Consider the following 14,057-nt stretch of genomic DNA (forward strand, 5'->3'; position numbering starts at 1 on the left):
TTTGGACGCAGTTCTTAGGGGTGGGCCGAGTGTAGGCGAATATCGTTCGTTAAATGCATACAAGATGCATGCAGGGTTGTCATGCCGCACAGGCGGGGCGGAGACTGCGGCAAAAGGGCTGGCGTGGAAGGGGCGGTCTCCTTACCGCCGTGCATCAAATGGTGCGACAGCCTGGCGAAGAAAATCAATCAGTTTGTTGGCCGCGAGCGAGCGTGGATGATTTTTGGATGTAAGCAGCCAGAGATCGATGGTCGTTTCTGGCACGATGCGTCGCCTGATCAGCATATCGGGACCAAAATCGAGGCCAACAAAGGAAGGGACGATGGAAACACCCACGCCATTGGCCACGAAGCAACAGGCCGTCTCGGAAAGTGGAACTTCTATGCGGTTTCTCTTCTGCACGCCCTTGATCTGGAAGGCGCGGTCGATGGTCATCAACGAACAATCGTCTCGGGCCAGCGACACAAAGGGGGCGCTGCCGAGGTCTTCCAGATCGATGACGGCCTTGTCGGCAAGCGGATGACCGGCTGGCAGCACGCAGACCATTTCAAACCGCATGAGGCGTTCAGTCTCGACATTCGGGTGTTCAAATGGCAGCACGCTGAGGCCGATATCAACCTGTTGTGCGGCAACGAGATCGATGATGCGTGGGGAGGGCAGGCTGCGCATGGTGAAATGGATATCCGGCTGGTCGGCGAGGAGCGGCGCGAGCGATTGCGCCAGAAACCGCGTGGTGAGCGCCGGCGGCGCGACGAGCGTTATCTCGCCCCACTCCTGATTTCGCACAGCATCGGCCAGCCGCGCCACCCGCGCCGTACCGGAAAACATCTTGGCGACCTCGACAGCGAGCATGCGTGCTTCGAGCGTTGGTGTCAGGCGCCCGCCGGAGCGAATGAAAAGCTGGAAACCGCAGGTATCGGAAAAACTGCGCAGGAGCTTGCTGACAGCTGGTTGCGAAATCCGCATCCGTTCGGCAGCAAGCGTAACCGACCCGGTTTCTATCGTGTTGTGAAATGCTTCGAGTTGGCGGATGTTCATGCAGGCGCTTTCGTCTGGAATCGACAATATGAGGTTTGGTTATAATGATAGGATAATTTGATATTTGACAATTATACCCTGTCTCGCTTTTCTCCCTGCAAGAAAGCACGACGGGCCGCCAGGCGGTTCGTTTCATAAAAAGGGGAATGCGCATGAGACTGGCCCGTCCATCGGCCTTTGCTTCCACATTGGGGTCGGCGATGCTGGCCCTGTCGCTGTCAGCTCCCGCTCATGCGGGAATATTGTCGGTTTGCGTCGAGGGATCGCCGGAAATCTTCAATCCGCAGCTAAGCAGCAACGGCACCACATCGAACGTTCTTGGCAATATTTACGACAATCTCGTCTCGGTGAAGGCGAACAGTTCCGATCTGGAACCCTCGCTTGCCGAAAGCTGGACGATTTCGGATGACGGTCGTACCTACACGTTCAAGCTGCGCAAGGGTGTCAAATGGCAGTCCAATGCGCAGTTCACGCCAAGTCGGGATTTCAACGCGGATGATGTGGTTTTCACTTTCGACCGGATGATGAGTCCGGAGAACCCCTACGCCAAAATCAATGGCGGCAACTACGTCACATTCAACACCAAGCTTGCCGACACTCTGCAATCGGTAAGGAAGATCGACGACTACACTGTCGCCTTCACCTTGAAGGAGCCTTTGGCACCTTTTGTCGGCGTTGTGGCGCACCAGTCGCTCGCTATCACCTCGGCGGAATATGCCGATGTTCTCCTGAAGGCTGGAACGCCGCAGACTTTCGATATGGACCCCATCGGGACAGGCCCTTTCGCCTTGCAGGCCTATCAGCAGGATGCCATCGTGCGGCTTGCGCCGTTCAAGGAAACCTGGGGGGCGGCTATCGGTGACAAAAGCCGCACACCGATGGTCGACGCACTCATTATGGCGATCAGCACGGATGCGTCGGTGCGCCTGCAACGTGCACTTGCAGGCGAGTGCCAGATTGCGCTTTACCCCAATCTTGCGGATCGCGCGACGATCGAGAAGAGCGAAACGCTTGAACTCAAGCAGACACCGGTGGCCTCGACCGGCTTTATCGATTTCAACTTCCGTGACGAGAAGTTTCAGGACAAGCGCGTGCGAACTGCTCTTGCTGAAGCAATCAATGTCCCCGCGCTGGTTGAAGCGGTTTATAGCGGCATGGGTGTATCCACGGGAGCGCTGATCCCGCCGGTCCTCTGGGGACATGCCAAGGATCTGCCACCACACGAATATAATCCTGAAAAGGCCAAGGCGCTTCTGGCGGAAGCCGGTTATCCAGACGGTTTTTCAACGCAGGTCTGGGCCGTTCCGGTCTATCGGCCCTATATGCCGAATGGTCGCCGTGCTGCGGAAATGATCCAAGCCGACTGGGCCAAGATCGGTGTGAAGGCGGAAATCGTCTCTTTTGAATGGGGTGAATATATCCAGCGCGCGCGGGCTGGCGAAGCGCCGGTCGCGATGTTTGGCGGTATTTATGATTTCCCCGACCCGAGCCAGATTCCCAACAATTATTTCATCTGCGATTCCGAGGGCAAGCCAAGTCCGTCCAATGTGGGCGCGTGGTGCGACAAGGAATTTATCAGCCTGATGAATGAGGCCGGCCGCGTTACAGACAAGGAGAAGCGCATCGAGCTCTATGAGAAGGCGCAAAGACGTTTCTACGAGGAAGCGCCTGCGGTCATTCTCGGCGGTGCCGACACGCTGACGACGGTTGCCAAAAATGTGAAGGGTTTCGAGCCCGCAATTTTCGGGACGAGCCGGTTCTCCGGTGTCACCGTGGAATAGTTGAATAGTCAGGCAGTTCCCGACACGTTTCGCTGGGGGCCGCCTCAAACTGCGCATTCGCATGAGAGCAGATACGGGAGCAGATATGAAAGTCCTGATTATCGGTGCGGGCATACTTGGTGCAAGCACGGCCTACCATCTCGCCCGCAAGGGCATCGACGTCGAAATCGTCGACGCCCAGCATGAAGGCAAGGCCACGCTTGCCGGTGCCGGTATCGTATGTCCGTGGGCAACCAAACTTGAGGATGGTCCCTTTTACGATATGTATGCCGCAGGCGCGGCCTATTATGCGGCGCTGGTGGAAGGACTCAAATCATTCGGCGAAACCGATCTCGGTTATGGCAAGGTCGGCGGTCTGGTCGTCGCCGAAGACAGGCAGGAATTCGAAGCTGCCGCCGAGCGAGTAGCGCGTCGGGTCGCCAATGTTCCGGAGGCAGGCACGGTCGAGCATCTGAGCGCAGCAGCGGCGCGCGAGAAATTTCCGCCACTGCGCGACGATATGGAAGCGATCTTCATTCCGGGTGCAGCTCGCGTCGATGCACGGCTGCTTGCAGCAGCCATGTTGCGCGCTGCGGCCTCTCTTGGTGCGAAAGTGCGACAGGATCGGGTTTCACTCGTTTTGAAGGACGGCAAGCCGGTTTGCTCTGCAGGCGACGGTGCTGTGGTTGAGGCAGACGAAATCGTCGTGACCGCCGGTGCCTGGGCTTCGCAGATACTTGATCCGCTGGGTCTCGATCATCCGGTTGAACCGCAGAAGGGGCAGATCATTCATCTTCGTCTGCCGGGTGTCCAGACTTCGAACTGGCCGGTGCTCCTGCCCATGGGTAGCCATTATTTGTTGGCATTCGACGATTCCCGCGTGGTGATCGGCGCTACTCGCGAAGATAATTCAGGCTTTGATTTTCGCGTAACGGCAGGTGGGGAGGCTGAAGTACTGAATGCGGGGCTGGCAGTGGCTCCTGGCCTTGCAAACGCGACCCACATCGAAACACGCATTGGCTTCCGTCCGGCATCCCGGAGCATGAAGCCCATCCTGGGCCGTGTGCCGGGCGTCTCGGGTCTGACCGTCGGAAACGGGCTCGGCGCAGCCGGGCTCACCATCGGACCTTTCGCAGGCAGACTGCTGGCCGACCTTCTGACCGACGCGCCGCTCGCCGTCGATCTTTCTCGTTACGCGCCTGCGTGACGGGTCATCTCATTTGAAATTCAATTCTGTAAGAGAGGTATAATTATGGTAACGCGTTACCGGAAGCATCGCATCATGCATGCGGCAGTGGAGCATAACGGTCTCATTTTCGTCGGTGGACATGCGGCGTCCGATATTTCGCTCGGCATGAAGGAACAGACGCAGCAAGTCTGCGCCAAACTGGACGACGTACTTGCCGAATGCGGCTCGGACAAGACACAGCTCGTCTCGGCACGCATCTACATCAGCGACATGTCGAAGAAGGAAGAGATGAACGAAGCCTGGCTCGAATGGCTGGATGGGGACGACCTTCCCGCCCGCGCCACGATTGGCATCGCCGATCTGGGCGACCCGAAGCGATTGATCGAAGTCGTGGTCGTTGCGGCCAAGAACTGAAACCATAGTCGAAGGGAGCGCTGAGGCGCTCCTTTTGGCTTCTATTGTAATTTGAGCGTCATTATCAGGAATAACTTCACCTGTTTGATCCAGATCAAAGAGGTTGGCAGACGACAGGTCTACATCCCGTGACGTGGCGTGTCAAAGCCGAGACGGCAGGTGCGCCAATCGATGGAGATCAGGACGAAAATGCGTAACCTCGCGATCAAATTTGCTGCAGCAGGCATTCTTTCGGTGCTGGCGGCCCCAGCCCTTGCCGAAAATATCGAAGTTCACATGCTCAACAAGGGTGCCGAAGGCGCCATGGTTTTCGAGCCCGCCTATATCAAGGCCAATCCCGGTGACACGATCACTTTCATACCGATCGACAAAGGGCACAATGTCGAGTCCATCAAGGACATGATCCCCGAAGGTGCCGAAAAATTCAAAAGCAAGATCAATGAGAACTATGTGCTGACGGTTACCCATCCCGGCGCATATATGGTAAAGTGCACACCGCATTATGCCATGGGCATGATCGCGCTCATCGCTGTCGGTGACAACCCGGCCAATCTCGACCAGATCGTTTCTGCCAAGAAGCCGAAGATCGTTCAGGAGCGGCTGGATAAGGTCATCGCCAGCGCCAAATAAGATTGACCGAAAACTCTCGATGAGCCGAACTTGAACCGGCTACATGACGAGGACATCATGACCAGACAGCCAAGCCTGCAGGCAGTACCTGCTGCGATGCCATCCGATCAAAAAGGTATGCCGCGTGGACTGAAAATGACTGGTCCCGTCCTCCTCAGCTATGGCTTCCGCCCATTTTTTCTGGGCGGAGCCATATGGGCCGTTCTGGCCATGCTTTTCTGGATATTGTCGCTGACGCTTGGAATGCCGCTCGGCGGTTCCTATGGCGGGCTGAACTGGCATGCCCATGAAATGGTGTTTGGCTTCTCCTCCGCCGTTTTGGCAGGGTTCCTGCTGACAGCCATTCCGAACTGGACCGGCGGTCTGCCGGTGTCGGGGATGCCGCTTGCGGTTCTCTTCGGGGTGTGGATTGCGGGCAGGCTCGTGTTTCTGGAGCCTGATCTTGTCGATATACGGTTCGCCGTTGCGGTCGAAGGCCTGTTTCTGCCCTTGCTGCTTTTCATCTGCGCGCGGGAAATCATTGCCGGGCGCCAGTGGAAAAACCTGAAGGTTTTGGTCGGCGTGGCAACGGTGATGGTTGCCAATCTCGTCTTTCATTATCTGATCCTGACCGATGGCGACGTGGCATTGGCCAACCGCATTGGTGTCAGTGCCTATGTCCTGCTGGTCATGGTGATCGGTGGGCGCATTGTGCCAAGCTTCACCCGCAACTGGCTCAACAAGATGGGGCGGATACGCTTTCCGGTGCCGTTCAACCGCTATGACGGTTTCAGCATTCTTGTCGGGGTGGCTGCCTGCATCGGCTGGATCGCCGCTCCTGATCAGACGATAACGGCGGTGCTGGCGTGGATCGCAGCCCTGTTTCACATCGTGCGGCTTTACCGCTGGCGGGGATGGTCTGTGGCGAGGGAAAAGCTGCTGCTGGTTCTTCATGTCGCCTATGCGTTCATCCCGCTCGGTTTCATCGCCATCGGTCTTTCCGCCATTGATCGCCTCAACCCCTATTCCGCCTTGCATGTCGTGACTGTCGGCGCAATCGGCTGCATGATGCTGGCGGTCATGACGCGGGCGACGCGAGGCCATACCGGACGCGAGCTGACGGCCTCGCCCGTCACGCAGATTGCCTATCTGTGCCTGGTCGCCGCCGCGCTGATCCGCCCGCTGGCGGAAGTCATGCCGAATTTCTTCCATACCATCCTCGCCGCATCGGCTTTGCTCTGGATGGGCGCTTTCGGGCTTTATGTTCTCGAATACGGTCCGATGCTTTTGCGTGAGCGGCGCCAGCGCATGGCCGGTGCGTAATCCGCCTCATCTCGATACTATTATAAGGAGCAGTCCGTGGTCATCCACGGATTGCTTTTTTGCGTTTTGGGAGGTGAGTCGCGGCGCTGAAGCTGCGATTCGCCCTTTCTAAACGGCCAAAAACAAGGGTGTGGAAAGAAAAATCACACTCAATATCACATTTAAATCGTTATAATGTTATGGCCATATTGTTATGCTTTTGAAACGGTGTTACCGCAATTGGTGCCTGAGAGGCTGGCCTTAAAAGGACTGCGAAATCTCAGGCAGCACGAGCGCAATGCGCTCTGGCTTAGTTGTTTTACGCATATCGGCACCGAACCGGGTTTCGTTTGCCGGACATGCTCAAGGCTTTGCTTTTGGCAAGGAGGTTGCCGCCGATGAATTTCGCCCCGCCCGTATCAGATATGCTGCAACTCGCCAACTGCATTCGCGCTCTCTCGATCGATGCCGTCGATGCTGCCAATTCCGGCCATCCGGGAATGCCGCTCGGCATGGCTGACGCCGCAGCCGTTTTGTTCTCGAAGCACCTGAAATTCGATGCGTCGACGCCGAACTGGGCGGACCGTGACCGTTTCGTGCTCTCCAACGGCCATGGCTCGATGCTGCTTTACAGTGCGCTCTATCTGGCGGGCTACAAGGACGTGTCCATCGATGAGCTGAAGAACTTCCGCCAGTGGGGTTCGAAGACCGCCGGTCATCCAGAATATGGTCATACAGAAGGCGTTGAGCTGACCACCGGCCCGCTCGGTCAGGGTCTCGCCAGCTCGGTCGGCATGGCAATCGCCGAACGCGCGCTCGCCGGCCAGTTCGGCAAGGATATTGTCGATCACCGCACTTATGTGTTCTGCGGCGACGGCTGCCTCATGGAAGGCGTGGGACAGGAAGCGATCTCGCTTGCCGGTCACCTTCGCCTCGGCAAGCTGATCCTGCTCTATGATGATAACGGCATCACCATCGACGGCAGCACGGAAATTGCCTTCACCGACGATATTCCAGCCAAGTTCAAAGCTTGTGGCTGGAATGTTGAGAAGGTCGACGGTCACGATCATCATGCCATCGATGCGGCGCTGACGCGCGCCAAGGCTCAAGCCGACCGCCCGACGCTGATCGCGCTCAAGACTGTCATCGGCTATGGTTCGCCAAATCGCGCCGGTACGAGCGGCGTGCATGGCGCGCCGCTGGGTGCCGCTGAAAATGCCGCCACCAAGGCAGCGCTCGGCTGGACGGCGGAAGCTTTCGAAATTCCCGGCCCCTTGCTCAATGCCTGGCGTGAAGCCGGTGCGCGTGGCGTTTTGGAGCGTGAAGCGTGGCAAAAGCGCGTCGATGCGCTGCCTGCAACCGAACGCGCCGAATTCGACCGTCGTATTGCTGGCGTTCTGCCGGAAGGCTTTGCAGCGGTCGTCGGCGATGCCAAGCAACGTCTCCTCGACAAGCTGCAGAATGTTGCGACCCGCAAGGCAAGCCAGATCGCGCTTGAAAGCCTGACGGCAGCCCTGCCGGAAATGATCGGCGGCTCGGCTGACCTTACCCATTCGAACCTCACCCGCGTTCCTGCCGTCGACAGCGATTTCACGCCGGAAAACAGCGGTCGCTATGTCAGCTACGGCGTGCGTGAATTTGCGATGGGCGCAGCCATGAACGGTATCGCGGTCCATGGCGGCTTCATCCCTTACGGCGGCACCTTCATGGTGTTCTCCGATTACGCCCGCAACGCCATCCGCCTTTCGGCGCTGATGGGTGTGCGTGTCATCCATGTGCTGACGCATGACTCCATCGGTCTCGGCGAAGACGGTCCGACGCACCAGCCGGTCGAACATCTGGCCAGCTTGCGCGCCATGCCGAACCTTCACGTCTTCCGCCCGGCAGACACGATTGAGACGCTGGAATGCTGGGCTGTGGCGGTTTCCGATCCGCATACGCCTTCGGTGTTGGCCCTTTCGCGCCAGAACGTGCCGCAGTTGCGCACCGACAATGGCGAGAACCTCTCCGCGCGTGGCGCCTATGTACTGCGTGAAGCAAAAGGCGAACGCCAGATCACATTGCTTGCCACGGGCACGGAAGTGTCGCTCGCTGTGAAGGCTGCCGAAAAGCTTGCTGAAGAAGGCATCGCAACAGCGGTCGTCTCCATGCCGAGCTGGGATCTGTTCGAAAAGCAGAGCAAGGAATACCGCAAGGGCGTTCTGGGCGATGCGCCGCGCATCGCCGTCGAGGCCGCAGGCAAGTTCGGCTGGACGCGTTATGTCGACAGCGAAGACGATGTGATCGGCATGGATGGCTTCGGCGCTTCGGCACCTGCCGAGGTGCTCTATGAAAAATTCGGCATCACGGCCGAGGCGATTATCGCCCGCGCCAAATTCTTGCTGGAGCAGGGCAAATGACGGTGGCTGGCAATTTTTCTCCGCTGGTTCTTGTTGGCGATAGCGATCGCGTGGAAGCCGAAGCTGTCGGCGCTTATCTCGACAACTGGGCTGGCAAGGACGCGCTGCGCCTTGCGACCGCCGATGCAATCAAGGCTATTCTGGCTGGCGCAGCGCGGCTTGCCGGTCGCATCGCACGCGGTTCGCTTCCAGGCGATCCGGGCAAGCTTGTCGGCGTCAATAGCGATCAGGACCAGCAGAAGTGCATCGATGTCGGTTCGCACAATCTGTTCGTTGAGCTGCTGATCGCGGGAGGTGCGGCCTCCATTCTTTCGGAGGAAGCGGATCTTCCCGTAGCAGGCAAGGCCGATGGGCTGATCGCTGTCGCCATCGATCCGCTCGATGGCTCCGGCAATGTGAGCCTAGGTGCCCCGCTTGGCACGATTTTCTCGATTTTCCCGGCAGATACGGCGGAGCCGTTTTTGCAGCCCGGCAACCGCCAGATTGCAGCCGGTTATGTTTCCTATGGCAATTCGGTCGATCTCGGCTTTTCGGTCGGCGAGGGCGTGATTTTCGCGACATTCGATCCGGCAAGCGGGATTTTCCATATCACGCGCCGCAATGTGACGCTGCCGGAACACACGTCCGATCTGGCGTTCAACGCATCCGTCCAGCGGCATTTGTCCGCTGGCATGCAAGCCTATGTCAACGATGCATTCCTTGGCAAGGATGGTCCGCGCGGGCGTAACTTCAACATGCGCTGGCTCGGTGCTGCGGTGGGCGACATGCACCGCATCATGCAGCGCGGCGGCCTGTTCTTCTATGTGAATGACAGCCGCCCCGGCTATGAGAAGGGCCGCTTGCGGCTCGTCTACGAAGCCAATCCCATTGCTTTCCTCGCCCGTGAGGCGGGTGGCAAGGCGACCGACGGTTCGAGATCCATTCTCGATATTGTCCCGCAAACCTATCACGAGCGCAGTGCGCTGGTGTTCGGCGTGGCCGAAGAGGTGGATATCCTCGGCGAATATTTCGCGAAATAACCTGATCTGACATCGTCTGGAGCATTGGAAATGCTCCATCCATTTGTTTTTACGCGCATCTTGTTCCGAAAACCGTTTCACACTTTTCGGGATGCGCTCTAGGAGGCTAGAAATGGCGCGCATTACGCTGCGGCAATTGCTCGATCACGCCGCTGAACAGGGTTACGGCGTCCCGGCATTCAACATCAATAACATGGAACAGGCGCTTGCCATCATGGAAGCGGCGGATGCCGCCGATGCGCCGGTGATCCTGCAGGCTTCGCGCGGTGCGCGTTCCTATGCAAACGACATCATGCTCCGTCACATGATGGATGCGGTAACGGAAATCTATCCGCATATTCCGGTCTGCGTGCATCTCGACCATGGCAACGAAGCCGCCACCTGCATGACCGCCATCCAGGCGGGCTTCACCTCCGTCATGATGGACGGCTCGCTCAAGGCTGACGGCAAGACGCCTGCCGACTGGGACTACAATGTTTCCGTCACGCGTCAGGTCAGCGAGATGTCGCATCTTGGCGGCATCTCGGTGGAAGGGGAACTCGGCGTTCTGGGTTCGCTCGAAACCGGCATGGGCGATGCAGAAGACGGCCACGGCGCGGAAGGCGTACTGTCGCACGACCAGCTTCTGACCGATCCGGATGAAGCTGTGAAATTCGTGCGCGAAACCAAGGTCGATGCACTGGCAATCGCCATGGGCACGTCGCATGGCGCCTACAAGTTCAGCCGCAAGCCGGACGGTTCCGTCCTCGCCATGAATGTGATCGAGGAAATCCATCGCAAGCTGCCGAACACGCATCTTGTCATGCATGGTTCGTCTTCAGTGCCGGAAGAGCTGCAGGAAATCATCAACAAGTATGGCGGCAAGATGAAGCCGACCTGGGGCGTTCCGGTTGAGGAAATCCAGCGCGGCATCAAGCATGGCGTGCGCAAGATCAACATCGACACGGACAACCGCATGGCGCTGACCGGCCAGATCCGCCGCGTCCTGCAGGAAGATCCGAGCGAGTTCGATCCGCGCAAATACCTGAAGCCTGCGATGGCCGCGATGACCAAGCTCTGCAAGGAGCGCTTCGAACAGTTCGGCACTGCCGGTCATGCTGCCTCGATCCGTCCGATCCCGCTTTCCGAAATGGCAAAGCGCTATCGCGATGGTTCGCTGGATCCGAAGTTCAGCTAAATTCTGTCGATACGGCAAAAGAAAAGCGGAGGGGAAACCCTCCGCTTTTTTGTTTCATGCGTTGAAGATCAACGTGCGTTGTATTTTGCGTCGACTTCGTTGATCGCGTTGACATTGCCAGCCGAACGGCCATTTTCGTCAAAGGTCTCAGCGAGGAAGGCGTCGGCAATGGTCTTGGCCACTTCCGAGCCGATGACGCGGGCGCCCATGGTGATGATCTGGGCATTGTTGGAAAGCGCTGCGCGCTCTGCCGAATAGGTATCGTGCGTCAACGCGGCGCGGATGCCGGGAACTTTGTTGGCCGCGATGCATACACCGATGCCGGTGCCGCAAACGAGGATGGCGCGATCATAGGTGCCATCGAGCACCGCGGAAGCCACGCGGTCGGAGAGGTTGGCGTAGAATGCATCTGCGCCAGCGTCCGTGCGTGAGATTTCCGAAACCTCGAAGCGATCCTTGAGATGATCAGCGAGAACCTTGGCCAGACCTTCGCCGGCGCTGTCGCCTGCTACTGCTACTTTCATGACGTTACTCCTTATTTGGATGCAATTTTGTTGGCGCATTTGGCCAGAATGTCGAGATAGCCTTCGACGTTCCATGCCGAGCGACCGATGAAAAGACCGTCGATATGCGGGCAGGCGATCAGCTCTTCGCAATTGCCCGGATTGACCGAGCCGCCATAAAGGCAAGGCAAGCGGCGACCAAGCACGCTTTCTGCAACCGCAATGATTTCCGCCTGTCGCGCATCTGCATAGTCCGCCGATGCCGGGATGCCATTTTCGCCGATGGCCCAGACCGGTTCATAGGCAAACAGGATTTCGGCCTGCTTCTGCGCATCGGAGAGCTTGGAAAGCGCACCGCGTACTTCTTCTTCAAGCACTTGCGCCGCGCGTCCGCTTTCACGGTCTTCCAGTGTCTCACCGATGCAGATGAGCGGGATCAGACCGTAACGCACGGCGGCTTCCACTTTCAGGCCAATAGTTTCGTTGGTTTCGCCGAAATGTTCGCGGCGCTCCGAGTGGCCGAGTTCGACAATATCGAGATTACAATCCTTGAGCATCAGCGGCGAAATCTCGCCGGTCCATGCACCCTGATCGGCCCAATGCATGTTCTGCGCGCCCACCTTGACGGATGTGCCGGAGAGAATTTCCTTCACTTCGCGCACGGCGGTAAAGGGCGGGATGACGAAGCGCTGGATGTCCGACGACCGGCTCGCATCGGCAGTTTTCAGCGCTTCGGCGAAAACGCGGGCTTCAGCCAGCGTCTTGTTCATCTTCCAGCTCGTGCCAATCCAGAATTTGGTCATGCTCAATTTTCGTCCTTTAGGTTTATGCGCAGTCGTCAGCGATGGTCAGTGCAATGCCAGCCTGTTCGAGATCGGCCAGTACAGTCGCGTCGGGGGAGGCATCGGTTATGATCGCGTCGAAATCGGAAAGATCAGCCATGACATGCAGTGCGGGGCGTCCGAACCGCTGGTGATTGACCAGAAGACAGGTGCGGGCGGCGGACGCCGTCATGGCGCGCTTTGTACGCACCACATTCTCATCCATGTGATAGACGAGCTTGCCATTGACTGCAGGCGAGGAAATGAAGGCGATATCGGCACTCAGATGTGACAGGGCGCTTTCTGTCAGAATGCCGAAAAACGCATTGAACTTGGCTGAATAGGTTCCACCGAGCGCGATGAGATTGATTCCGCTTTCACCCTTCAGCTCATCAATGATGACGGCGTTGTTGGTGATGACCGTCAGCGGGCGTTTTTCCAGAAGCAAACCGCCGAGAACTGCGGCCATGGAGCCGTCGTTGATCATCACCGTCATACCCGGCTCGACAAGTTGGAGCGCGGTACGGGCCATCTTCTGCTTCGCTTCGCCGTCCTGCCGTTCGCGGAAGCGGAAATCGCTTTCAAATTGTGTACCGGTATCGATCGTCGCTCCGCCGCGTACCTTGCGCAGCACGCCGGTATGTTCCAGCGAATCCAGATCGCGATGGATCGTCATTTTGGAAACGGCAAACCGATCCGCCAGATCGTCGAGATCGACGGCCTGATTTTCGATCAGAAGGTTTATTATCGCCTGTCTTCTGTCGTCGCGCTTCACGCTCTCGTCCGATCTCATTGGCGGAACATTTATCGCGTGAAGTTAGATCACAAAATCACAAAAAAATCTATTATAAAAATGTTATTATGTTATTTTCCGTTCGGCTGTTCAACGAGCGCTTTTGCCGTGCGCTCATCGGTGATGAGGCCGTAAAGACGACCGCTTTTCAGCACGGCGCGGATGGCTTCCACCTTGGAAATTCCACCGGCAAGGCCCACAATTCGGCTCATATCCGCGTTTTCGACCGATGCAGCGATGGTACGGGCGGTCAGCGCTGTTTCGAGGCGCTGGCCATTGGCGTCAAAGAAATGGCCGAGCATTTCGCCAACACCGCCGAGGCTGGCGATCTCTTCGACTTCAGCCAGTTCTATCATGCCGGATGTGACAAGCTGCGCCTGCGCATCGACTGTGCCGATGCCGACGATCTTCAGTTCAGCTTGGCAACCCATGTCGAAAACGGTGGTGACACCGCGTTGTGCGAGCAGCACTTCGCGGTCTTCTGCCGTGTTGGCGAAGAAGGGCACCGGCATCACATAAGCGGGCATACCTGTCTTTTCGGCGATGCGGTGCATCACATCATGCGGGTTGGCGGCAAAATTGCGTGTCAGGCCGCCGAGCAGCGACACGAAACGCAGGTCGTTGGCTACCACGCGGGGCATATAGTTGACTGCGGCCGAAAGCGTGCGGCCATGGCCGATGCCGATGACTTCATGGTCGCCATGCTCGATCTCGCGCCGCAGAAAATCCGCACCCGCATGACCAAGCGCCATGAGCGGCAGGCCCTCCTCGCCAATGTCAGGGGCAACTTCGCAATAATCGAGGCCGTACATATCGGCGAGGCGGTTTTCGAGGTCGATACATTCGGTTATGTCACCGTCGATACTGACCTTCACCGCACCGTCCGCGACGGCTTTGGCAATAAGGCGATGCGCTTTCACGGACGGCAGACCAAGGCGCTTCGCAACGGCTGACTGGGTCATGCCCGCCACGAAGTGAAGCCATGCAGCGCGCAGCGCCAGTGAATCATCAGCATCTGCCATTGAAAGCGGTC

13 protein-coding genes are annotated in these 14,057 nt (G+C 57.9%); 8 read left to right on the plus strand and 5 right to left on the minus strand.

The genetic code is table 11. The features are described 5' to 3' along the window. Positions 1-141 precede the first annotated feature (141 nt). Complete coding sequence (locus MKS82_RS25470; protein WP_109986715.1) at positions 142-1,038, minus strand: LysR substrate-binding domain-containing protein; 897 nt, start codon at positions 1,036-1,038, stop codon at positions 142-144. Between the two features lie 152 nt (positions 1,039-1,190). Here MKS82_RS25470 and MKS82_RS25475 point away from each other — a divergent pair, with 152 nt between their 5' ends. The 8 genes from MKS82_RS25475 (at position 1,191) to fba (ending at position 10,907) form a co-directional block, all read left to right on the plus strand. Continuing rightward, positions 1,191-2,819, plus strand: coding sequence for an ABC transporter substrate-binding protein (locus MKS82_RS25475; protein ID WP_109986716.1), 1,629 nt, complete (start codon positions 1,191-1,193; stop codon positions 2,817-2,819). An 85-nt stretch (positions 2,820-2,904) separates the two neighbouring features. Then, positions 2,905-4,005 (plus strand): NAD(P)/FAD-dependent oxidoreductase, encoded by a 1,101-nt coding sequence (locus tag MKS82_RS25480; RefSeq protein ID WP_109986717.1) that lies wholly within the window; start codon positions 2,905-2,907, stop codon positions 4,003-4,005. 45 nt (positions 4,006-4,050) lie between these two features. Beyond that, a complete protein-coding gene (locus MKS82_RS25485; RefSeq protein WP_109986718.1) occupies positions 4,051-4,401 on the plus strand; it encodes a RidA family protein in 351 nt (116 codons plus the stop codon). Between the two features lie 189 nt (positions 4,402-4,590). Continuing rightward, positions 4,591-5,031, plus strand: coding sequence for a pseudoazurin (locus MKS82_RS25490; protein WP_109986719.1), 441 nt, complete (start codon positions 4,591-4,593; stop codon positions 5,029-5,031). Between the two features lie 57 nt (positions 5,032-5,088). Beyond that, positions 5,089-6,333, plus strand: a complete 1,245-nt coding sequence (locus MKS82_RS25495) for an NnrS family protein (protein WP_109986720.1) — start codon at positions 5,089-5,091, stop codon at positions 6,331-6,333. Positions 6,334-6,710: 377 nt separating this feature from the next. Beyond that, positions 6,711-8,711 carry a transketolase gene (tkt, locus tag MKS82_RS25500; RefSeq protein WP_109986721.1) on the plus strand — a complete coding sequence of 667 codons (2,001 nt, stop codon included), beginning with the start codon at positions 6,711-6,713 and terminating at the stop codon, positions 8,709-8,711. Next, positions 8,708-9,730: a class 1 fructose-bisphosphatase gene (locus tag MKS82_RS25505; protein WP_109986722.1), complete on the plus strand. Its 1,023-nt coding sequence runs from the start codon at positions 8,708-8,710 to the stop codon at positions 9,728-9,730. The genes tkt and MKS82_RS25505 overlap by 4 nt, the downstream gene beginning before the upstream one ends. Before the next feature lie 112 nt (positions 9,731-9,842). Further along, the gene (fba, locus tag MKS82_RS25510; protein WP_109986723.1) at positions 9,843-10,907 is read left to right on the plus strand and encodes a class II fructose-bisphosphate aldolase; all 1,065 of its coding nucleotides are present in this window, start codon (positions 9,843-9,845) and stop codon (positions 10,905-10,907) included. Between the two features lie 68 nt (positions 10,908-10,975). Here fba and derI read toward each other — a convergent pair whose 3' ends face one another. The 4 genes from derI to MKS82_RS25530 all read right to left on the minus strand — a co-directional run bounded on the left by derI (position 10,976) and on the right by MKS82_RS25530 (position 14,046). Beyond that, on the minus strand, positions 10,976-11,431 hold the full coding sequence (gene derI / locus MKS82_RS25515) for a D-erythrulose-4-phosphate isomerase (RefSeq protein WP_109986724.1): 456 nt from the start codon (positions 11,429-11,431) through the stop codon (positions 10,976-10,978). A gap of 11 nt (positions 11,432-11,442) precedes the next feature. Then, a complete protein-coding gene (locus tag MKS82_RS25520) occupies positions 11,443-12,213 on the minus strand; it encodes a triose-phosphate isomerase (protein WP_109986725.1) in 771 nt (256 codons plus the stop codon). 22 nt (positions 12,214-12,235) lie between these two features. Continuing rightward, entirely contained in the window at positions 12,236-13,006 is a 771-nt protein-coding gene (locus tag MKS82_RS25525; RefSeq protein ID WP_109986726.1) for a DeoR/GlpR family DNA-binding transcription regulator, read from the minus strand. 89 nt (positions 13,007-13,095) lie between these two features. Further along, positions 13,096-14,046, minus strand: coding sequence for a sugar-binding transcriptional regulator (locus tag MKS82_RS25530; protein WP_109986727.1), 951 nt, complete (start codon positions 14,044-14,046; stop codon positions 13,096-13,098). Positions 14,047-14,057: the final 11 nt, after the last annotated feature.

Origin of the sequence: Ochrobactrum sp. A-1 (genome assembly GCF_022488005.1) — a bacterium.
Taxonomy (GTDB): Bacteria; Pseudomonadota; Alphaproteobacteria; order Rhizobiales; family Rhizobiaceae; genus Brucella.

Bases quoted from the DNA above. Each gene is read 5' to 3' on its own strand.
- MKS82_RS25470 (WP_109986715.1), bottom strand. From the start codon at position 1,038: ATGAACATCCGCCAACTCGAAGCATTTCACAACACGATAGAAACCGGG.
- MKS82_RS25475 (WP_109986716.1), top strand. From the start codon at position 1,191: ATGAGACTGGCCCGTCCATCGGCCTTTGCTTCCACATTGGGGTCGGCG.
- MKS82_RS25480 (WP_109986717.1), top strand. From the start codon at position 2,905: ATGAAAGTCCTGATTATCGGTGCGGGCATACTTGGTGCAAGCACGGCC.
- MKS82_RS25485 (WP_109986718.1), top strand. From the start codon at position 4,051: ATGGTAACGCGTTACCGGAAGCATCGCATCATGCATGCGGCAGTGGAG.
- MKS82_RS25490 (WP_109986719.1), top strand. From the start codon at position 4,591: ATGCGTAACCTCGCGATCAAATTTGCTGCAGCAGGCATTCTTTCGGTG.
- MKS82_RS25495 (WP_109986720.1), top strand. From the start codon at position 5,089: ATGACCAGACAGCCAAGCCTGCAGGCAGTACCTGCTGCGATGCCATCC.
- tkt (WP_109986721.1), top strand. From the start codon at position 6,711: ATGAATTTCGCCCCGCCCGTATCAGATATGCTGCAACTCGCCAACTGC.
- MKS82_RS25505 (WP_109986722.1), top strand. From the start codon at position 8,708: ATGACGGTGGCTGGCAATTTTTCTCCGCTGGTTCTTGTTGGCGATAGC.
- fba (WP_109986723.1), top strand. From the start codon at position 9,843: ATGGCGCGCATTACGCTGCGGCAATTGCTCGATCACGCCGCTGAACAG.
- derI (WP_109986724.1), bottom strand. From the start codon at position 11,431: ATGAAAGTAGCAGTAGCAGGCGACAGCGCCGGCGAAGGTCTGGCCAAG.
- MKS82_RS25520 (WP_109986725.1), bottom strand. From the start codon at position 12,213: ATGACCAAATTCTGGATTGGCACGAGCTGGAAGATGAACAAGACGCTG.
- MKS82_RS25530 (WP_109986727.1), bottom strand. From the start codon at position 14,046: ATGGCAGATGCTGATGATTCACTGGCGCTGCGCGCTGCATGGCTTCAC.